The following is a 19,436-nucleotide window of genomic DNA, read 5'->3' as shown; positions in this document are numbered from 1 at the left end:
GGTTTGGGTGATGCTGGTCACGCGCCGTGCTCCTTTTTCTCGTTGCCGCTGAGCGCGCGGACATAGAAGTAGCCCAGCGCCATCAGGATGATGAACAGCAGCACCGAATAAGCCGAAGCCACGCCCCAGCGCTGCCGCCCGAAGGCCAGCTCATAGATGTGGGTGATCCAGATATGGGAGGCGTTGGATGGCCCGCCGCCGGTCATGATCCAGGGGATAATGAAGGAATTAAAGTTCGCCACTGCCAGCAGCAGGATGGTGACCGTCGATACCCCGCTCAGATAGGGGAAGGTCACGTGCCAGAACCGCTGCCAGGTCGAGGCGCCATCGACCTTGGCGGCGCGCAGCAATTGCTCGGGCACGGTCTGCAGTCCGGCCATTATCATGATCATGGCAAAGGGGAACTCGCGCCAGATATTGACCACGATCAGCGAGGGCAAGACGGTGTGGACATTGTCGATGAAGTTGGGCTGCTGGTCCACCAGCCCCATTTGCACCATCACCGCGCCCAGGATGCCGAAATCGGAATGGTACATCCACTTCCAGATATAGGACGCCGCCACCGCGCTGATCACCCAGGGAATGATGAGGATCGCGCGCAGCACGGCCCGGCCGGCAAAATCGCGGTGCAGCGCCAGCGCCGCGGCATAGCCCAGCACAAAGGCAATCAGGGTCGAGGCAAAGGTCCAGATCACGGTGTTGAGGGTGACGCGCCAGAACACATTGCTTGAGAGGATCGTGGCGTAGTTCTCGACCCCCACAAAGTTCTTGTCGCGCAGCTGCAGGCCGGGGGGCGTTTCAAAGAACGACAGGTCGATCGTGTAATAGATGGGATAAGCGATGACGATCAGCATCACGATGATCGCGGGCAGCACATAAAGATAGTCGGCCCGGCTGGCCCATATCTGCTGCAACACACTGGGGCGAACAATGCGCGCTGGGGTAGCAGCGCCGGCAAACCCGATCTGGGTGGTCATTGTGGCTCTCGTGGTGAGAGAAAAACTAACCGGCAGCGGCGCAGGGCTGCCGCCGGTCGCGTCTTCTGTGCCGGCTGGGCCTAGAGCCCGCCGCCGCCCGTCAGGTCGCGCACCTTTTGCGCCGCATCATCGGCCGCTTCATCGACCGTCATCGCCCCGGTCAATGCGTTTTGCAGCATGTCGGGAATGATGATGTTCATGATTTCGGGCGTCACTGGCAGCGCCGGAAACGGCACGCCATAGGGCAGCATGGCGGTGGTGACATCGAGGAACTCGATGTTTTCAAGCCGCTCCTTCATCCAGCTGGTCTTGAAGCCATTCAGATTGCCCGGATTGGAGCCGGCATAGGCCATTTTGAGCGACCATTCGGGGCTGGTCCAAAAGCAGGTCATCGCCTTGGCGGCTGCCTCGTCCACGACGCCACCGTCCACATATTCAGGCTTGAGAATGTGGATATTGGAGCCGCCGAACACCACGGCGCGCCGCCCATCGGGACCGGTGGGAATAAGGCCATAGCGCATATTGTCGATGACAGTCTGTGCCTTTTCCTTGTCGGCGCCCGTGGCCTTGGCCTGCAGGTCCAGCATCACGTCATAGTCGGACGGGTGCGACACCATCATCGCCACCTGGCCGGCCAGGAACAACGGCTGGTTGTCCGCCTGCTGGTTGGTCAGCGCCGAAACTGGCACCGATTTGTCGCGCACATACATGTCATAGGATGCCTGTAGCGCCGCCTTGCTTTCCGGGCTGTCGAGGCGAACCTCTTGGTAGGTGGGATTGGGATCGGCTTCGTCGAACACGCCCCCGCCATAAGCCCAGAGCTGGGGCATGAAGCGATAGGGGGTATTGCCCGCATTCTTGCGCGCCACGAGCCCATAGCCGGCAATGCCCAGCGTGTCGTGGATCTGCTTGGAATAGGCGACCACCTCATCCCAGGTTGCCGGTGGCTTTTCCGGATCAAGGCCCGCCCGCTCGAAGATGTCGGCGTTCCAGATAAAGCCCATCGTCTCGTTATTGGTGGGAATGCCGTAAGTCTTGCCTTCCCACATCACCGACTTCAGGGCGCCCGGCCAGAAATCCTCGCTCTTCCAGCCCACATCCTCGGGGCTGAGCTCCTGCAGATACCCCTTGGAGGCAAATTCCACCCCACCCAGGATCTGCAAGCGCACCATCATCGGGCCGGCATTACCCAGAAGGGCCGTGCGGAACTTGTCGAGCAGGTCGTTATAGGTCAGCGCTTGTTCCTGCAGCTCGATATTGGGATAGGTTTCCCGGAAGGCGACAAAGAAGTCCTTGTAGTACTGGCGCAGCAGATCGGGATCACCCTCGAACACGCCCTGGTACCAGAAGGTCAGCTTACCTTGGTAATCGAGCGGGGTGACGGCCCCGCACTGCTCGGCCGTGTCGAACTCCTCGGTGCCCGCGATCGAGCGCACATATTCCGGCGACCACTGGCTGATATCGACACTTTGCGCGAGCACGGAAGTGCTCATCATCGTCGACACAGCGAGCGCAGTTATTGCTGCGCCATGCACAAGGGCACGGCCCAAACTGGGCTTCCTCATCTCGTCCTCCTGTCATCCGCTGGGCTCGGCGCAGCGGGCTCCCTTGGCGATCGGACAGCGGGCTTGTGCCTCTTCTGTCTCGCGCCACCTCAGGCAGGTTTGCAGACAATAAATTATGTGTCAACGGGCTAAAATTGCACATTATCCGCAAGATTTGTTGTACGATCCCGGCCCGTCTTGGCTAGGCTTGGCCCTGCCGCAACGACACCAACCCATGGAAGTGACGGGACTATCAATGAACGACTACAAGGCGCAGCCGCCCGCAGGCATGGAGCCCAGCGGCGCGACTCCAGCCGGTGATTCGGTTTACCAGCAGATCCGGGACGACATCATTTCGGGACGCCTTGTGGCCAACGAACGCCTGGTGGTGGCCGAACTGGCGCAGCGCCATAACACCTCCGCCAACCCCATCCGCGAAGCCCTGCAGATGCTGCGTGGCGAGGGCTTTGTCATCATTTCTCCCAATCGCGGCGCCCGGGTGCGCCCGATCGACCAGGATTTCGTGCGCGACATCTACGAGATCGGCGTCTTGATCGAGCCCGCACTCACCCGCTGGTTCGTGGGCATGGCGACGAGCCAGGATATCGCGCAACTCGAAGCGGTGCAGGACGAGATCGAGGCCAACAATTTCGCCGATACCCTGCGCCACAGCGAGCTCGATACCCGCTTTCACACCATCATGTATGAGCGCCACTACAACCGCCATGCCGCCGAGCTCTGGTGGAAGCACCGCGAAGTGCTGCGCGCCGTCAGCCGGCGCTTTGATTTCACCCTGGCGCGCCGCGCGCAGGTCATGCGCGAGCATCGCGAGCTGATCGCACTGATCAAGGCGGGCGATGCCGATGGGTCGGCGGCGCTCGTGGCCCAGCATGTCGAGGGCTCGGGCCGCCATATTCTGGAACATATGCGTGCCGCCGAAACGGCACGGGCGAGTTAGCGCCGCATCTGCACAGCAATCGGCGCCTTGGGGAGGAAGGCAATGAAGATAACTGGCGTCAAACCTTGGCTGATCAAGTCAGCCGCATCCTATTGGGGCGAGTTCCTCTTTGTGGAGGTGACCACCGACGAGGGCGTGTCGGGTTGGGGGGAGATCACCACCACCACCTATGTCGCCAACCGGGCGCTTTGCGTCATGCTGACCCAGATCAGCAAGATCATCGAAGGCGACAACCCCGCCCATATCGAACGCATCTGGCACAAGATCTTCCGCAATTTCACCTATATGGGCAGCCGCGGCGCCGCGGTGGAATGCACCAGCGCCATCGACATCGCCCTCTGGGATATCCGTGGCAAGGTGCTGGGCCAGCCCATCTATGAATTGCTGGGCGGGCCGGTGCGCGAGGACATTCTCCTGTACACCCACCCCGACCAGCGCAAGTTCACCAGCCCGGAAGCCGTCGCCCAGGAAATCCGCGACATCGTCGCCTCCGGTCACACCGCGCTCAAATTCGACCCCTTCCCACAGCAGGGACCGGTGCTGGCCAACGGCATCGCCCGCGAACAGTTCGAGGGCTATCTCGATGGCACGATGACGCGCAAGGATGAGCGGGAAGCCGCTGAACTGACCGAACTCATCCGCCAGACCGCCGGGCCCGACATCGAAATCCTCATCGATGCCCACGGCCGCTTTGACGTGCCCACCGCCATTCGCCTTTGCCGTACGCTGGAGGAAGCGGGCGATATCGACTGGTTCGAAGAGCCCGTTCCGCCCGAAAGCTTCAACGCCCTCCAGCAGGTGCGCGAGAAGGTCAATTGCCCCATCTCCTGGGGCGAGCGCGGCCACACCAAATGGGATTTCGTGCCCATCCTGCAAAACCAGCTCGCCGACTACATCATGCCCGACGTCACCTGGACCGGCGGCATCACCGAGCTCAAGAAGATATCGGCGCTCTGCGAAGCCTATTACATCCCCGTTTCGCCCCATGATGCGGCCGGGCCCATCAATGTGGTGGCGGGCGCGCAGGTGATGATGACCGTGCCCAATTTCTACCGGCTCGAAACCTCGGAATGGAATCTGAGCAAGTACGACCACCTGATCGACAAGCCGCTCGACAACTCGAACGGCTCGCTCAAACTCAACCGGGCCCCCGGGCTCGGCATCGAAATGAACCGGGCTTATCTGGAGGAAAACCTGGTGGACCTCGCCTGAAGGCGGGAACGGGCGCGTGGAGGCGCCCCAATGGGAAAGGGAGGAATTGACCCATGAACGAGATCAACACCAATGAGTTGATCCAAGGTAATGTGCGCACCAGCTCAAGCCCGAGCGATCTGCGCATCACCGATATCCGCGTTGCCGAAATCGTGGGGGCGCCGTTCATCAGCGCGCTCCTCAAGATCTACACCAATCAGGGCATTGTCGGCTTTGGGGAAGTGCGCGACGGCGCCAGCGCCACCTATGCGCTGATGCTCAAGAGCCGGCTGCTCGGCGAAAACCCGCTCGATGTGGATCGCCTCTTCCGCCGCATCAAGCAGTTCGGCGGCCATGGCCGGCAGGGCGGCGGCGTTTCGGCTATTGAGATTGCTCTATGGGACATTGCCGGCAAGGCCTATGGCGTGCCGATCTACCAGATGCTGGGCGGCAAGTTCCGCGACAAGGTGCGCATGTATTGCGACACCGATGCCAGCGTCGCCAGCGGCACCGAAACCGGCAAGCGGTTGAAGGAACGGATGGCGCTGGGCTTCACCTTCCTCAAGATGGACCTCGGGCTGATGCAGGTCGTCGATACCCCCGGCTCCGTTGTGGCGCCCGCGGGCTCGCTTGAGGGCTATCGCATCCATCCGCCCCGCGGCCACGGCAAGACGCTCGAAGACCGGCGCGCCCGCAACGCGGTCTACGACACCCACAATGTGCGCCACCCCTTTACCGGGCTCAACTTCACCGAGCGCGGGCTCGACCAGCTCGAGCAATATATCCACGAAGTGCGCGAGGTGATCGGCTACGAGATCCCGCTCGCCATCGACCATGTCGGCCATATCTCGCTGCAAAGCGGCATCCGGCTCGCCCGCCGCATCGAGAAATACGCCCCCGCCTGGCTCGAGGACGTGATCCCCTGGCAATATGCCGAGCAGTATCGCGAACTGCAGCAGGCCACGACCGTGCCGATCTGCACCGGCGAGGACATCTATCTGCGCGAGGGTTTCGAGCCGCTGCTGGGTTCGGGCATTTCGGTGATCCATCCCGATCTCCTGACCTCCGGCGGCATTCTTGAAACCAAGAAGATCGGCGACGCCGCCCAGGAACAGGGCATCGCCATGGCCATCCACATGGCCGAAAGCCCCATCGCCTGCATGGCCGCCGCCCATGTCGCCATCGCCACGGAAAACTTCATGGCGCTTGAATACCATTCGGTCGAGGTCGACTGGTGGGACGACATCGTCACCGGCCTGCCCAAGCCCCTGGTGCAGAACGGCTTCATCACCGTGCCCGACAAGCCGGGCCTGGGGATCGACGACATCGTCGACGAGGTCATCGCCGAGCACCTGCAGGACGGCGTCAAAGGCATCTGGCTGCCCACCGACCAGTGGGACGACGACTATTCCTGGGACCGGACGTGGAGCTAGGCGTTTTCCCCGCCGGGGAAAATCGCCCAGCCTTTCCCCGCCTTTTCGCGCAGCGAAAATGGCGAGCGTCCATTCCAGGCGAAAATAGCGCCCACCCACTGAACGGCACCTCCCCCTCGATGGGGGAGGCTGGGAGGGGCCACGATATCGGGGCGAACGCCCCCCACCCTTGATCCCTCCCCCGCAAGGGGGAGGGTGTCGACTGAGAGCTTGCCAAGCCGAGAACAGGTTCAGGGAACACCATGAAAATCACCGATCTGCGCTGCGCCGTTATTGGCCGGCACCCCATTGTGCGCGTCGTCACCGATGAAGGCCTGTATGGCCTGGGGGAAGTGGAATACACCAAGGCTTATCTCAAACCCTGGGTGCTCCATTTCCGCGATGCGCTGATCGGGGAAGACCCCACCGATGTCGAGCGCTGCATGCTGAAAATCCGCCAGCGCGGCTCGTTCAAGCCCTATGGCGCCGCCGTTTCGGCCATCGAGCATGCCCTTTGGGACATTGCGGGCAAAGCCGCCAATGTGCCCGTCTACAAGCTCCTTGGCGGCAAGGTGCGCGACCAGGTTCGTGTCTATAACGGCTCCATCCGGCAAAAACGCACCGGCGATCGCCCGGAGGATTATGCCGCCGACGTCAAATGGATGATGGAGCAGCCGCAGAACTTCTTCATGGTCAAACAGGGCATCAGTTTTCATTCCAACATGAAGACCAATGTTCCCGATTTCCATTACGGCGTTACCCAGCCGCGCCTCTTTCACGGCGCCATGGACCAGGGCCAAATCAGCGAGCACGCCTTCAACCACATGCTCGATTGCGTCATCGCCATGAAGGAAGTGCTGGGCGACAAGGTCTCCCTCGCGCTCGATTGCGGCCCCGGCTGGTTCCTGCCCGACGCCATCCGCTTTGCCCAGGCGGTCGAGAAATACAATCTGATGTGGCTCGAGGACATGCTGACCGGCGACTACGTGCCCTGGGTAAATCCCCAGGCCTATCGCGAGCTCACCACCTCGACCTCCACCCCCATCCATACCGGCGAGCAAATCTATCTCCGGCACAATTTCAAGGAGCTGATCGAAACCCAGGCCGTGCGCGTCATCGGCCCCGATCCCGCCGATATCGGGGGCATTGCCGAACTCAAATGGGTGGCCGAGCACGCCTATATGCATTCCATCATGATGGCCCCACATGGCACCGCTAATGGCCTTTTGGGCCTTGGTGCTCTCATCAATGTCTGCGCCACGCTCCCCGCCAACTACATCGCCTTCGAATATCCCAGCGCTTCCGATCCGTGGTGGGAAGACATCGTCATCGGCCTGCCCGACCAGATCGTCACCAATTCAATGGTCGATCTGCTTGAAGCGCCAGGCTTGGGGCTCGACATCGATCCCGAAGGCGCCCGGCCCTATCTGCTGGAAGATGATCTGGACTTTTTCGCCCCCTGAGGAGAGGGCGAGGGAGCAGCTTTCACACAACAATCGGGCTGCACCATAAGGGGCAGCCACTCGCGCGGAGGAGAACCACGTGAAAATCACTTCGGTCACCACAGCGGCCACATCAGGCCATTGCATGCATCTATGGGTGCGCATCGAAACCGATGCCGGCATCACCGGCCTCGGCGAATGCGTCCATGGCGGCCACCAGGCCATTGCCATCATCCAGCGCGAACTAGCGGGCAAGCTCGTCGGTCGCGACCCCTTCGCCATCGACGCCATCTTTGAGGAAATCCGCCGCAGCCTCGTTTTTGAAGGCGGCTTTGCCGGCGCCCTGGTCACGGCGCTCACCGGCGTCGAGATCGCCCTGTGGGATCTCAAGGGCAAGGCCCTGGGCGTGCCGATCTATGAGCTCATGGGCGGCAAGTTCCGCGACCACATTCGCGTCTACTGCGATTGCGAAGTCTCGCCCGGCATGAACATGGACCAGGTGCAGGCCGAGGTCGATCAGGTGCTCGCGGCCGGCTTTACCGCCCTCAAGGTCGATCTCGATATCCGCGCCTATGGCCATACCGGCACGGAAACCGACTGGTACGAGAAGGACGGCTTCAACATGACTCCCAACAAATGGGAGCATGACCGCATGGTGCAGCTGGCCGAAATGGTGGTCAAAGCTGCCGGCAAGGAGGTGGAAGTCGCCTGCGACCTCCATACCCGCCTCGACAAGCACAGCGCCATCCGCCTCGCCCGCGATCTCGAACATCTGCAGCTGATGTGGCTCGAAGAGCCCATTCCGCCCGAGAACATCGATGTGATGGCCGAGATCACCCGCAGCACCACGACCCCGATCTGCGCCGGCGAAAACCTTTATCTGCGCCATGGCTTCCGCAAGCTGCTCGAGCAGCAGGCGGTGGATATCATCATGCCCGATATCCCCAAATGCGGGGGCCTGTCGGAATGCCGCAAGATCGCCGAGCTGGCCGATCTCTATTCAATTCCGTTTGCGCCCCACAATGTGTCCTCGCCCATCGGCACCATGGCCTCGGCCCAGGTTTGCGCCACGGTGCCCAACTTCCTCGTTCTCGAGTTCCATTGGTTCCACCGCGATTACTGGTCCACCATCAGCGATGGCGGCGAGATCATCAAGAACGGCAGGATTGCGCTCAGCGACCGGCCGGGCATCGGGCTCGAGCTCAACGAGGAAGTTGCCCGCGCCCACCAATATCCCGGCACGACCTGGTTTGAGCCGATGCAGTAGTCCGGCGCCACCGCATAGCGGTGGTCTCCCCGGCGCCGGCGCGCAAGCGCCGGTCGCCCCCAGCGTCGGCACGCTAGTGCCGATCGCGCCCGCGCTGGCGCTTCTGGCGCCAGTCGCGCACTCCCGCGCCGCCGCATCGCGGCGGTCGCGCTGCGCCACCCCATAGCGTCGGCCGCACCGGAGCCGGCGCCCCAAGCGCCGGCCGCGTCACTATCCCCCAGCGGGACTTACGCCGCCTGGGCTTCCAGCAGGTCGAAGGTCGCGACCTTGTTGGCAAAGGCGAATTTTTCAGCGGTGGAGCTGTCCATCGCCGTCATCGCCTGGTTCAGCAGCGCCTTGAATTCGACCAGCGCCGCGCTCGCATCATCCACCGAAAAGGGCTCGCCTTCGAACCGGGCGACAAAGCGTGCAGCCACCCGGCCGAGCAGGGCGAGAATGGCGGCATTGTCGCTATCCCGACGGGCCAGTTCGCGCACTTTCTGGTGGAACTCGGTATAGGTCCGGATGCCCCCGCTTTGTTCTTCAAGCCAGGTATAAAGGTCGTGCACTCTAGGTCTCCTGTCATAACAGACGCTTGCTGGACGGCGGAAACGGGCGTGTATATCAAAAGTGAGACTTAGCGCAAAGGGAAAGCATGTCCGCCCAGTTCGAGGAAATCGGCAAACGACTGCGCGCTCATCGGATCGGCAAGAATCTGAACGCCGATGATATTGCCGCCCATCTTGGCATCTCTCGCGCCGCCGTTTACCGGCTCGAGAAGGGCGAGATCGTCAAGGTCCAGATCCTGGAATCCATCGCCCGCTTCCTTGATGTATCCCTGCCATCGCTCCTGGGCGTTGGCGTCGAATACTACAGTAATGCCCTTTCGTTTTTCGAGCGCATGCGTCAGCTCGAAGAAAAGTCGCACTATCTCCTCGGCAATTTCTCGCCAGTCTCGTCCCTCTTGCTGTCGCCCGACTACATGGATTATCTCCGCCTGATGCTGGTGGAGGCCATTTCTGAAAACGAGCGGGACCGCCCTGCCGCTCTACACGCCATCGACAATATTCTCGATCTCCTCAATGAGCGCCGCCGCAGCGCCACCCGGCGCAATGTGCCCATCGTCTCCATTGTCGGCAGCCAGGATATCGAGCGGTTTTTGCTCTTGGGTCTGGTCGGGCGGCTCGATCTGCCGCGCGAAGTGCAGGCCGAGCGCCGCGCGGCCGCCCGTCTCGAAATCGAGCGGCTATGCACCACGCTCGAGCGCCAGCCCATCGGCACGCAGATCGGCATCATCGATGGCCAGCCGCCCAGCCAGACCTTCCAGATCTATGAGCGCGACGCCGATTCCGCGGTCACCCTTTCGCCCTATCGCCTTGGCGATCAACCCAATATTTCCTCGGGCATCGCCATTGTCACCACCGCGCCCGAAGCGGTGCACCACTTCCGTGACACGCTCGAAGCGCAATGGGCCGTGGCCAAGAAAGGCCCCGATGGCGCCGCCATCCTCCGCCGCATCATCGAGCGTACCGCCGCGACCTTCCCCTGAGCGCGCGCGGGCGGCCGACCACGCAGGCCCATTGACAACCTGCCCGGGGCTGCGCATTGTCTCAAAAATGAGACAGGATGAAATCTCCGCCCTCGCCCCCGCCACTCCTTTTGTTCCGCGCATCGCGGATACCTCGGCGCGCGTCCTTAGCAATGACTGGGTCAATGCCGAATATAAGCGCGTCGTGCTTGACGCCCCCGGCGTTGCCGCCACGGCTGAAGCGGGCCAGTTCTTCAACATCGACTGCCCGGCAATCGGCGAAGACAAGCCGTTCTTTCGCCGCCCCATGAGCACCTATGCCGCCGACCCCGCGACGGGCCGGGTGGAGTTCCTCTACAAGGTCGCCGGCGCCGGCACCCGTGGCCTCGCCAGCCTTGCGCCCGACAGCACGCTGCGCATTCTTGGTCCCCTGGGGGTCGGCTTCAGCTTGCCCGAGGGCATCCGCTCCATTGTCGTGGTTGGGCGTGGCGTCGGGCTTGCAACCCTCGCGCCCCTGGCCGAACTCGCCCGCAGCCGCGGCATCGCCGTTACTGCCCTTGTCAGCGCCCGCGATCCCGCAGCTGTGCTCTCGGTGGAGCGCTTCCGCTCTGCCGGCGCTGCGGTCGAGATCGTCCTCGACAGCGATGGCACCAGCGAGCTGCCCCATGTCGAGGCCCTGCTGCGGCGCCTCCATGCCGAAGACCGCGCCGACGCTCTTTACACCTGCGGCTCCAACCGTCTCATGCTGCTGCTCCAGCGCCTCGCCACTGAACTCGACCTTTACGGCGAAGTCGCCATGGAACAGCAAATGGCCTGCGGCCTGGGCATGTGCTTTTGCTGCGTGCGCAATTTCACTGTCGATGGGCAAACCGTGTCCAAGCGCGTCTGCTGGGATGGTCCCGTCTTTCCCCTTGCCGAGGCCACCTCATGGTAGACCTGCGCACCGATCTCGGGCGGGGCCTCGTCCTCGCCAATCCCGTCATGCCCGCCTCGGGCACCTTTGCCGAAGGCCTCGCCGACGTCATCGACCTCAACACGTTAGGCGCGCTGGTCACCAAGACCATCACCGCCGAATTGCGCGGCGGCAATGCTACCCCTCGCGTGGCGGAAGTGGGCAATGGCATGCTCAATTCCATCGGCATCCCGTCCAAGGGGATCGAGCATTTCCTCGCCGAAACCCTGCCCTTTTACCGCAGCTTTGCGAGCCCGCTGATCGTCTCGGTCTCGGCGCCCACCATTGCCGAATTTGCCGAAGCGGCCGCGCAGCTCAACCAGCCCGGCATTGCTGGCATCGAAGCCAATATCTCCTGTCCCAATATCGAGGAAGACGGCAAGGCCTTCGCCATGCGCCCCGCCACCACCGAACAGGCGATTGCCGCCATGCGCGCCGTCACCGACCTGCCGCTTTGGGCCAAGCTCACCCCCAATACCGGCGACATTGCCGGCGTTGCCCGCGCCGCTGAAGCCGCGGGCGCTGATGCCGTGGTCGTCGCCAACACCATCCTCGCCATGTCGATCGACATCGATACGATGCGCCCGACCCTCGGCAACATCATGGGCGGCGTTTCCGGCCCCGCCTTCAAGCCCATTGCCCTGCGCATGACCTATCAATGCGCCCGCGCCGTCCGCATTCCGGTGATTGGCTGTGGCGGCATCAGCAGCGCCCGCGACGCCATTGAGTTCCTGCTGGCTGGCGCCCGCGCCGTGCAAATCGGCACCGCCACCTTCACCCGCCCCGGCACCATGCCCGAAGTGATCGCCGGCATCGATCTTTATTGCGAGCGCCACGGCTTCACGAGCCTCGACCAGCTTATCGGCGCCCTCGATACCGACCTGCAGCTCCCTCACCTCATGGAGGCCGCTCAATGAACGCGCTTGCCCCCGCCGCCGACATCGATTGGACCGCCTTCCCCACCGAGCATGAGCTCGCCAGCGCCATCTTTGCCGAACTGGCCCGCTGCACGGGCGACGGCGTCGGCATCACCCGCGAATGCTATGCGCCCGGCGAAGACGCCGCGCTCGCCATCTTCTCGGCCGTGGCGCACGCCCATGGCTTTGCCATCAGCATCGATCCCGTCGGCAATCTCCTCGTTTGCCTGCCCGGCGATGATGGCACCCGCCCCGCCCATCTCATTGGCTCGCACGCCGATTCCGTGCCCCAGGGCGGCAATTACGATGGCGCCGCCGGCATCGTCGCGGGTCTCGCCTGCCTTATCCGCATTGCCCGCTCGGGGCGCGAGCTCACCACCCCCGTGCGCCTGCTGATGCTGCGCGGCGAGGAAAGCGCCTTTTATGGCCGCGCCAATATCGGCTCGCGCGCCCTCTTCGGCATTCTTTCCCCCGCCGATCTTGCCGCCCGCTCACGCGGCACCGGCCGGACCCTGGCCGAAGCCATGACCTCGGTCGGCATCGACCTCGCCCCCATCCGCGCCGGCCAGTCTCTCTTTGATCCCGCGACCGCCGCCAGCTATCTTGAACTGCATATCGAGCAGGGGCCGGTGCTGATCGACCGCCGCTTGCCCGCCGCCGTCGTGTCCGGCATTCGCGGCAATCTGCGCCACCGCCGCGTCGTTTGCCGCGGCGAAGCGGGCCATTCCGGCACCATCCCCCGCTGGCTGCGCAAGGATGCCGTTTTCGCCTTTGCCGATCTCGTCGGGCGCCTCGACGAGCATTGGCGCGTCCTCCTCGAGCGCGGCCTCGACCTCGTGGTGACCACGGGCATTGTCGGCACCGATCCCGACCAGCACGCCCTCAGCCGCATTCCGGGCGAAGTCATGTTCTCCTTTGAAGTGCGCAGCCAGAGCCACGACACGCTCGAAAGCTTCTACGAACTCTTCCGCGCCGAATGCCGCGCCGTCGGCCAGCAGCGTGGCGTCGTCTTCGAGCTCGACGAGCGCGTTTATACCGAGCCCGCTCGCATGGACCCCGCCGTGATCGAGCGCCTCTGCGCCGCCGCCGCCGACTGCGACCTCGATCCGCAAACCCTGCCTTCGGGCGCCGGCCATGATGCGGCGGTGTTCGCCAATGCCGGCATTCCCTCGGGCATGGTGTTCGTGCGCAATGCCAATGGCTCGCACAATCCCGCCGAAGCCATGGATATCGGGGATCTCATCAAAGGCACCGATGTGCTTTATAAGGCCGTGACCGCCACCAACTGAGCCAGGCCCCCGACCCCATGCGATCCCTGACCATCCGCAAGCCCGTCGACCTTCACGTGCATTTCCGCGACGGCGCGGTGCTCGATGCCGTCGTGCCCCATACCGCCCGCCAGTTTGCGCGCGCCATCGTCATGCCCAACCTGGTGCCTCCGGTCACCACATCAGCCATGGCCGCCGCTTATCGCGGGCGCATCGAGGCGGCCATTCCCGAGGGGGTCGAGTTCACCCCCATGATGACCTGCTACCTCACCGACGCCACCGATCCCGCCGACCTCATTGCCGGTCATCGCGACGGCATCTTTGCCGCGGCCAAGCTTTATCCCGCCCACGCCACCACCAATTCGGCCCATGGCGTCACCTCCATCGCCGGGCTCGATCCAGTGTTCGCCGCCATGGCACAAGCCGGCATGCCGCTCCTGACCCATGGCGAGCTCGTCCACCACGATGTCGATATCTTTGATCGCGAAGCGCGCTTCATCGACGCCGTTCTCGCTCCGCGGCTCGAGCGCCACCCCACACTCAAAGTGGTGATGGAGCATATCACGACGAGTGAAGGCGCCCAGTTCGCGAGGAGCCACGGCCCGCGCGTGGCTGCCACCATCACCCCCCAGCACCTGCTTTATGATCGCAATGTGCTGTTTGAAGGCGGCATCCGCCCGCATTATTATTGCCTGCCCATCCTCAAGCGCCGCTCCCACCAATTGGCGCTGCGCGAGGCGGCTACAAGCGGTGCGCCAAACTATTTCCTTGGCACCGACACCGCGCCCCATCTGCGCCACCTCAAGGAAAATGCCTGCGGCTGCGCCGGCGTCTTTTCCGCCCCTGTCGCCGTCGAGGCTTATCTCAAGGTCTTTGCCGAGGAAAACGCGCTCGACAAGTTCGAGGCCTTTGCTTCGCTCAATGGTCCCGCCTTTTACGGCTTTGCGCCTTCGGAAACCCGCGTGACCTATGAGGAACGCGCCTGGACCGCGCCCGCCAGCGTTTCGGTGGAAGAGCACCAGATTGTCCCGCTCTTTGCGGGCGAACGAGTTGACTGGGCTTTGAGCCGCGGTTTATAGCGAACCGGTTGCAATCGAGATTTAAGCACCCTGCGGCGCTGGACTTCCATCCGGCGGCCGCGATTTCGCGCGACCGCATGACGCAATGATGAAGGACTGTTTCCCATGAGTGCACTGCACCGCAGCGAAGACAAAAAAGCCATCGCCCGGCAAACCGCCCGGATGATGCTCGAGATCAACGCTGTTCACTTCAATGCTGAACATCCATTCGTCTTCACCTCCGGCTGGGCCAGCCCGGTTTACGTGGATTGCCGCAAGCTCATCTCCTATCCGCGCCTGCGTTCGGCGCTGATGGACATGGCCGCCCAGACCATCGTCACCGAAATCGGCTATGAGTCGATCGACGTGGTCACCGGTGGCGAAACCGCGGGCATCCCCTTTGCCGCCTGGATCGCCGACAAGCTGATGCTGCCCATGCAGTATGTGCGCAAGAAGGCCAAGGGCTTTGGCCGCAACGCCCAGATCGAGGGCGAAGTGATCGCCGGCGCCCGCACCCTCCTCGTGGAAGATCTCGCCACCGACGGGCGCTCCAAGGTCATGTTCGCCGATGCGCTGCGCAAGGCGGGCGCCAAGGTCGACCACTGCTTCATCGTCTTTTTCTACGACATCTTCCCCAACAGCCACGATTTGATGAAGGAGCTCGGCATCGAGCTGCATTATCTCGCGACCTGGTGGGATATCCTCGAGGCAGCCAAGGAATCCGGGCACTTCGATGCCAAGACCCTGACCGAGGTCGAAAGCTTCCTCAACGACCCCTCGAGCTGGTCGGCTGCCCATGGCGGCATTTCCGAATTCTCCCCTACCCCTAAGGAATAAGCCCGTTTTCAACCGGCAAAACAAAAGGGCCGCCCAGTGGGCGGCCCTTTTTTTGTCCCTCTGTGACCCCGGTCAGGGCGCCAGCATGCGGGGCAGGAACATCGAGATCTCGGGCAGATAGGTGATCACCAGCAAGGCCAGCAGGTTCACCACCACAAAGGGAAAAATGCCCGAAATGATCTTGCCCACCGACTCCCCGAGCGTCGAGGACGCCACGAAAATGTCGAGCCCGAATGGGGGCGTGATCATGCCGATACAGGTGTTGAGGCACACGATGATGCCGAAATGGATGGGATCGATGCCAAAGCTGACCGCCACCGGATAGAGCGCCGGTACGAGGATCAGCATGGTCGAATTGGGATCGATGAACATGCCGGCGACAAGGAACAGCAGGTTGACGATCAGGAGGAACATCACCCAGTTCGCATCGATCGCCCCGAGAAAGTCGATAACCAGAGTTGGCAGCTGCGCCAGCGTAATGAAATAGGCCACGATCGAGCCCATCGCCAGCAGCACGAAGATCGTGCCCGTGGTCACCGCCGCGCCGGTCGCGACCTTGAACACATCGCCCAGTTTCATGTGGCGATAGATCAGCACCTCGACGATCAGCGCATAGGCCACGCTGACGGCGGCAGCTTCGGTGGGGGTGAAGAGGCCCGAATAGATACCGCCGAGCAGCACGACCGGCAGGCCCAGCGCCCAGATCCCGCGCCCGACCACTTTGAGCCGCTCGCTCCAGGGCAGCGGCGCATCGCCCTTGATGTCGTGGCGATAGGCGTAAAACAGCACATAGCAGCAAAACACGCCGGCGAGGAACAAGCCCACGACGAGGCCGGCGGCAAACAGCGCCGCCACTGACGTGCCGGTCAGCCAGGCATAGATGATGAGCGTGATGGAGGGCGGGATCAGCAGCGATACTTCCGCCGAAGACACGATCAGCCCGAGCGAGAACTTGTCGGAATAACCCTGCCGCTGCATTTCGGGATAAACAATGCCGGCCAGCGCCGCCACGGTGGCCGGCGCCGAACCCGATACCGAACCGAAGGCCGCCGCGGCTGCCACCGTCGTCAGCCCCATGCCGCCCCGGCGATGGCCGAGAAAGGCCCCCACCAGCTGGATCAGGTGCCGCGCGATCACCCCCTTGGACATGATCTCGGCGGCAAAGATAAAGAAGGGAATGGCCAGCAGCGTCGAATGGTTGATGCCCCCGACGATGCGCTGCCCATAGATCAAATCGGGCATGCCCGAGAAAAAGAACTCCTTGGTCAGGATGCCCGGAATGCCGAGCACGATAAGCATTTCAAAGCCAAGGAAGAGGAGGGCCAGGGCCCCGGCAACAAGAACGGCAATCAACATCTCAGTGGGCCTCAGCCTTGTTGGACCAGCGATCGATCAGCCCGAACAGGCTCATGGCATAGCGCAGCGCCAGCAGCAGGAAGCCGGCGGGCAGCGCGTAATACAAAAGGGCAGCCGGCACGCCGAGCGTCGGGCTCATCTGGCCGGTCTTTGCCACGGTCAGTGCCATCTGCAGGCCAAACCAGGCGATATAAAGCGACAGCACCAGCCCCGACAGATCAATGGCCCGGCGGATCCAGAGCTGGGCGCCCGGGGACATGCGTTCGAGGAAACTGGTCATGGCGATCTGGCGCCCTTCGGCCAGCGCTAGCCCTAGCGACAGGAACACCAGCCATACCATCAGATAGCGGGCGGCTTCGTCGATCCAGGCGAAATTGCGCGCATAGACGGGAACCAGTTCGCGCACGACCACGCCGGTGACGTAAAGCGCGACCATGATCAGCATCAGGGCTGCCAACGCGATCCGCTCCAGGGACGACCAGGCGGCCAGCGCCTTGGATAACTTACTGTTTGGGCTCATGTCACTGCGGGTTCCCTCTGCACAAAAGAGGCGCCAGGGGTGTTGGAACCTGGCGCCTTGTGGCTGGCGCCTGCCGGCGCCGGTTGATCCTTGGGGTTACTGCCCCGAGACCGCGCTGTACTGCGCTTCATAGGCATCCACGATCCCCTGCCCGGCGGCACCCGCATTGGCGAGATAGGCGTCGCGCGCGGGGCCATACATGGCTTCGCGGAAAGCGGCGCGCTGGGCGTCGTCGAGTTCATGGATGGTGATGTCGCTGGCTCGGATGGTTTCGAGCGCGGTCGCCTGGGCGGCTTCCTTGAGCTCTTCCACCTGCGGGCGCACTTCCTCGAAGGCCTCGGTGATCACGGTCTGGTATTCGGCCGGCAGACCATCCCACCAGGCCTGGTTGAACATCACCACGTCTTCATTGGCGCCGTGCTCGGAGACGAGCAGGTAATTCTGCACTTCGTGATACTTCATGGTCGCGATCGTATCGAGGGCATTTTCCTGCCCATCAACCACGCCGGTCTGCAGCGCGGTATAGAGCTCGCCAAAGGGCAGCGCCACGGCCGAGGCGCCCACGGCATTGAACTGCTCGATCAGCACCTTGCTGTCCATGACGCGGAAGCTTTGGCCGGCGAAGTCCTCGAGCGCGGCAATCTCCTCGTTGGAAGTCATCGACTTGCGCCCATTGGGCCAGATAGCAATGGCCTTGAGCCCGAGCGGGGCAAAGCTGTCGAGCACGGCCTGCCCGAAAGCGCCGGTGCGCAGCTCATTGGCTTGGGCGCGGTCGGCGGGATAAAGGAATGGCACGTCGAGGATCGATACTGCAGGGTTGAAGCCGGCAAGGAACGCGGCGGGCGACACCGTGCCTTCCATCAGCCCCAGCTGGGTGCCTTCATTCATCTCGCGGGCCTGGCCGAGCTGGCCGGCGGGGAACAGCTGGAACGCCACGTTGCCGTCGGTGCGCTCCTTGACGAGGTCGGCAACCATCACCAGGCCCTTGTGGCGCGGCTGCTGGTCCGATTCCAGGTGGCCGATCCGGGCGGTGAATTGCTGGGCGGCGGCGGGCAGCGCCCCGATCAGTGCGGACAGGACCGCGACGCTGGCAAGCAATACACGACGGTTCATTTGGTTCCCCTTCATTCAAATTATTTTCGACAAAAGCCCTGCGCCCCAACGGAGTCAAGCGAACTTTCTCAAAAACTAGACAGTTCTGTTAGCCTGCCCCAATGTTGGGCGGCCTGCCCAAACTCTGCCCCGGTTGGCACCGGTTCACGGCAGCGCCAGTTCCTCGGTAAATCCGGCCAGTTCCGTCTCCACCGGCAGCAGCGCCCGCACCGCTTCGCGCACCGCTATCACATCGACATCGCGCGCCAGCGCCACCAGCACCACGCCTTGCGGCTCACCCACATCGCGCCCCTGTCGCTCCGCTGTCGGCAGCGCCGAGATGGCCTGATCAGCGAGGCCCAGATGGCACCCCGCCACCCCGGGCAGCGCCGCAATCCGCGACGCCACCGCCGCCCAGCCCTCCGCAGCCTCGGCGACAAGGCACCCCACCAGCACCCGCTCGCCCGGAGCCTCGCCAGCGCTCTGGGCGAAACCGCCGACGCAGCGCCGGTTGTTCTGGAACTGGCGCATCACTCGCTGCGTCCACAGGCTGGGATCGTTGAGCCGCGCCAGATACGCCGCCGACCGGCTCACCTCGGGCTCCGCAAGGGTATAGAGCGTAAAAAACTCGAGCGGCGCCTCGTCGGCCCGCCAGCGCGTGCCACTCAAAAACCCGGGGATGGCGAGGCGCTCGGGCATATGCTCCTCGCGGTGCCAATCGACGAAATCCTGCCGCCCTTCGGCCGGGATCCCGTTCCAGATCGCCACAAAGCCGCGCCCCGCCAGTGAATGCATCCGTGTCTCCGCAACTATCGGCCCGGCTATAACTGCCTCGCAGCCGCGCAACATCGCCGCTTCGTCTCACGATTGAGACAAAAGCTCCGTCTGCTTTGCCGCTTGTGCAGTATCCGCCCGCGTTCTGCTGTTGTTGCCCTGGCACACCCCAGCAGAACTTGGCGCCAGCCCCGGCCGGCTGCTTATCCCGGCTGCCGCCAGCTTGGCAATGCCCACGCCCCCGCGTCCGGTTGCCCCAGCCGCCGGAGAACAGCTTTCCACAAACGGTCGTTTTGCAGAATTTGTTACTCCTCTGGAACCCAGCGCGAGCAGTCCATCTTCCTTCCGCTAATGGAGTTGGCTG

General features: G+C 63.1%; 18 protein-coding genes. 11 read left to right on the top strand and 7 right to left on the bottom strand.

The window, feature by feature from the left end:
- Positions 1 to 17 precede the first annotated feature (17 nt).
- Positions 18 to 977, bottom strand: a complete 960-nt coding sequence (locus tag AC3YOG_RS05160) for a carbohydrate ABC transporter permease (RefSeq protein WP_489934318.1) — start codon at positions 975 to 977, stop codon at positions 18 to 20.
- An 80-nt stretch (positions 978 to 1,057) separates the two neighbouring features.
- Positions 1,058 to 2,542, bottom strand: coding sequence for an ABC transporter substrate-binding protein (locus AC3YOG_RS05155; protein ID WP_489934317.1), 1,485 nt, complete (start codon positions 2,540 to 2,542; stop codon positions 1,058 to 1,060).
- A 235-nt stretch (positions 2,543 to 2,777) separates the two neighbouring features.
- Between AC3YOG_RS05155 and AC3YOG_RS05150 the strand changes: the two genes are divergently transcribed.
- From AC3YOG_RS05150 to AC3YOG_RS05130, 5 genes are all read left to right on the top strand, one after another.
- Positions 2,778 to 3,479 (top strand): GntR family transcriptional regulator, encoded by a 702-nt coding sequence (locus AC3YOG_RS05150; protein ID WP_489889601.1) that lies wholly within the window; start codon positions 2,778 to 2,780, stop codon positions 3,477 to 3,479.
- Positions 3,480 to 3,521: 42 nt separating this feature from the next.
- The gene (locus tag AC3YOG_RS05145; RefSeq protein WP_489889600.1) at positions 3,522 to 4,691 is read left to right on the top strand and encodes a mandelate racemase/muconate lactonizing enzyme family protein; all 1,170 of its coding nucleotides are present in this window, start codon (positions 3,522 to 3,524) and stop codon (positions 4,689 to 4,691) included.
- Positions 4,692 to 4,744: 53 nt separating this feature from the next.
- Complete coding sequence (locus tag AC3YOG_RS05140; RefSeq protein ID WP_489934316.1) at positions 4,745 to 6,103, top strand: mandelate racemase/muconate lactonizing enzyme family protein; 1,359 nt, start codon at positions 4,745 to 4,747, stop codon at positions 6,101 to 6,103.
- A gap of 242 nt (positions 6,104 to 6,345) precedes the next feature.
- On the top strand, positions 6,346 to 7,545 hold the full coding sequence (locus AC3YOG_RS05135; RefSeq protein WP_172121614.1) for a mandelate racemase/muconate lactonizing enzyme family protein: 1,200 nt from the start codon (positions 6,346 to 6,348) through the stop codon (positions 7,543 to 7,545).
- A gap of 79 nt (positions 7,546 to 7,624) precedes the next feature.
- A complete protein-coding gene (locus tag AC3YOG_RS05130; RefSeq protein ID WP_489934315.1) occupies positions 7,625 to 8,791 on the top strand; it encodes a mandelate racemase/muconate lactonizing enzyme family protein in 1,167 nt (388 codons plus the stop codon).
- 227 nt (positions 8,792 to 9,018) lie between these two features.
- Here the strand turns inward: AC3YOG_RS05130 and AC3YOG_RS05125 are convergent, their stop codons facing one another.
- Positions 9,019 to 9,339 (bottom strand): hypothetical protein, encoded by a 321-nt coding sequence (locus AC3YOG_RS05125; protein ID WP_173088346.1) that lies wholly within the window; start codon positions 9,337 to 9,339, stop codon positions 9,019 to 9,021.
- Positions 9,340 to 9,425: 86 nt separating this feature from the next.
- On the opposite strand from AC3YOG_RS05125, the gene AC3YOG_RS05120 reads away from it, so the two are divergent.
- The 6 genes from AC3YOG_RS05120 to AC3YOG_RS05095 all read left to right on the top strand — a co-directional run bounded on the left by AC3YOG_RS05120 (position 9,426) and on the right by AC3YOG_RS05095 (position 15,330).
- Complete coding sequence (locus AC3YOG_RS05120; protein ID WP_172121616.1) at positions 9,426 to 10,319, top strand: helix-turn-helix domain-containing protein; 894 nt, start codon at positions 9,426 to 9,428, stop codon at positions 10,317 to 10,319.
- Positions 10,320 to 10,386: 67 nt separating this feature from the next.
- Complete coding sequence (locus AC3YOG_RS05115) at positions 10,387 to 11,232, top strand: dihydroorotate dehydrogenase electron transfer subunit (protein ID WP_489934314.1); 846 nt, start codon at positions 10,387 to 10,389, stop codon at positions 11,230 to 11,232.
- Positions 11,226 to 12,167, top strand: coding sequence for a dihydroorotate dehydrogenase (locus AC3YOG_RS05110; RefSeq protein ID WP_489934313.1), 942 nt, complete (start codon positions 11,226 to 11,228; stop codon positions 12,165 to 12,167). The genes AC3YOG_RS05115 and AC3YOG_RS05110 overlap by 7 nt, the downstream gene beginning before the upstream one ends.
- A complete protein-coding gene (locus tag AC3YOG_RS05105; RefSeq protein ID WP_489934312.1) occupies positions 12,164 to 13,456 on the top strand; it encodes a hydantoinase/carbamoylase family amidase in 1,293 nt (430 codons plus the stop codon). The genes AC3YOG_RS05110 and AC3YOG_RS05105 overlap by 4 nt, the downstream gene beginning before the upstream one ends.
- 17 nt (positions 13,457 to 13,473) lie before the next feature.
- Positions 13,474 to 14,514 carry a dihydroorotase gene (gene pyrC / locus AC3YOG_RS05100; RefSeq protein WP_489934311.1) on the top strand — a complete coding sequence of 347 codons (1,041 nt, stop codon included), beginning with the start codon at positions 13,474 to 13,476 and terminating at the stop codon, positions 14,512 to 14,514.
- Between the two features lie 105 nt (positions 14,515 to 14,619).
- Positions 14,620 to 15,330 carry an orotate phosphoribosyltransferase gene (locus tag AC3YOG_RS05095; protein WP_127754878.1) on the top strand — a complete coding sequence of 237 codons (711 nt, stop codon included), beginning with the start codon at positions 14,620 to 14,622 and terminating at the stop codon, positions 15,328 to 15,330.
- A gap of 72 nt (positions 15,331 to 15,402) precedes the next feature.
- Here AC3YOG_RS05095 and AC3YOG_RS05090 read toward each other — a convergent pair whose 3' ends face one another.
- From AC3YOG_RS05090 to AC3YOG_RS05075, 4 genes are all read right to left on the bottom strand, one after another.
- A complete protein-coding gene (locus AC3YOG_RS05090; protein WP_172121620.1) occupies positions 15,403 to 16,686 on the bottom strand; it encodes a TRAP transporter large permease in 1,284 nt (427 codons plus the stop codon).
- Position 16,687: 1 nt separating this feature from the next.
- Positions 16,688 to 17,206: a TRAP transporter small permease gene (locus AC3YOG_RS05085; RefSeq protein ID WP_172121621.1), complete on the bottom strand. Its 519-nt coding sequence runs from the start codon at positions 17,204 to 17,206 to the stop codon at positions 16,688 to 16,690.
- A 96-nt stretch (positions 17,207 to 17,302) separates the two neighbouring features.
- Positions 17,303 to 18,319 (bottom strand): TRAP transporter substrate-binding protein, encoded by a 1,017-nt coding sequence (locus AC3YOG_RS05080; RefSeq protein WP_489889591.1) that lies wholly within the window; start codon positions 18,317 to 18,319, stop codon positions 17,303 to 17,305.
- A gap of 144 nt (positions 18,320 to 18,463) precedes the next feature.
- Positions 18,464 to 19,093 (bottom strand): hypothetical protein, encoded by a 630-nt coding sequence (locus AC3YOG_RS05075; protein ID WP_489934310.1) that lies wholly within the window; start codon positions 19,091 to 19,093, stop codon positions 18,464 to 18,466.
- Positions 19,094 to 19,436: the final 343 nt, after the last annotated feature.

The sequence above is a fragment of the Devosia sp. Z6_126 genome (genome assembly GCF_058133495.1).
The sequence above is the reverse complement of the archived record's forward strand: the minus strand, read 5'-3'. Positions and strand labels throughout refer to the sequence as shown.

What these genes read in the sequence shown, in the direction of transcription:
- AC3YOG_RS05160 (WP_489934318.1), bottom strand. Translation starts at nt 977, where the DNA reads ATGACCACCCAGATCGGGTTTGCCGGCGCTGCTACCCCAGCGCGCATT.
- AC3YOG_RS05155 (WP_489934317.1), bottom strand. Translation starts at nt 2,542, where the DNA reads ATGAGGAAGCCCAGTTTGGGCCGTGCCCTTGTGCATGGCGCAGCAATA.
- AC3YOG_RS05150 (WP_489889601.1), top strand. Translation starts at nt 2,778, where the DNA reads ATGAACGACTACAAGGCGCAGCCGCCCGCAGGCATGGAGCCCAGCGGC.
- AC3YOG_RS05145 (WP_489889600.1), top strand. Translation starts at nt 3,522, where the DNA reads ATGAAGATAACTGGCGTCAAACCTTGGCTGATCAAGTCAGCCGCATCC.
- AC3YOG_RS05140 (WP_489934316.1), top strand. Translation starts at nt 4,745, where the DNA reads ATGAACGAGATCAACACCAATGAGTTGATCCAAGGTAATGTGCGCACC.
- AC3YOG_RS05135 (WP_172121614.1), top strand. Translation starts at nt 6,346, where the DNA reads ATGAAAATCACCGATCTGCGCTGCGCCGTTATTGGCCGGCACCCCATT.
- AC3YOG_RS05120 (WP_172121616.1), top strand. Translation starts at nt 9,426, where the DNA reads ATGTCCGCCCAGTTCGAGGAAATCGGCAAACGACTGCGCGCTCATCGG.
- AC3YOG_RS05115 (WP_489934314.1), top strand. Translation starts at nt 10,387, where the DNA reads ATGAGACAGGATGAAATCTCCGCCCTCGCCCCCGCCACTCCTTTTGTT.
- AC3YOG_RS05110 (WP_489934313.1), top strand. Translation starts at nt 11,226, where the DNA reads ATGGTAGACCTGCGCACCGATCTCGGGCGGGGCCTCGTCCTCGCCAAT.
- AC3YOG_RS05105 (WP_489934312.1), top strand. Translation starts at nt 12,164, where the DNA reads ATGAACGCGCTTGCCCCCGCCGCCGACATCGATTGGACCGCCTTCCCC.
- pyrC (WP_489934311.1), top strand. Translation starts at nt 13,474, where the DNA reads ATGCGATCCCTGACCATCCGCAAGCCCGTCGACCTTCACGTGCATTTC.
- AC3YOG_RS05095 (WP_127754878.1), top strand. Translation starts at nt 14,620, where the DNA reads ATGAGTGCACTGCACCGCAGCGAAGACAAAAAAGCCATCGCCCGGCAA.
- AC3YOG_RS05090 (WP_172121620.1), bottom strand. Translation starts at nt 16,686, where the DNA reads ATGTTGATTGCCGTTCTTGTTGCCGGGGCCCTGGCCCTCCTCTTCCTT.
- AC3YOG_RS05085 (WP_172121621.1), bottom strand. Translation starts at nt 17,206, where the DNA reads ATGAGCCCAAACAGTAAGTTATCCAAGGCGCTGGCCGCCTGGTCGTCC.
- AC3YOG_RS05080 (WP_489889591.1), bottom strand. Translation starts at nt 18,319, where the DNA reads ATGAACCGTCGTGTATTGCTTGCCAGCGTCGCGGTCCTGTCCGCACTG.
- AC3YOG_RS05075 (WP_489934310.1), bottom strand. Translation starts at nt 19,093, where the DNA reads ATGCATTCACTGGCGGGGCGCGGCTTTGTGGCGATCTGGAACGGGATC.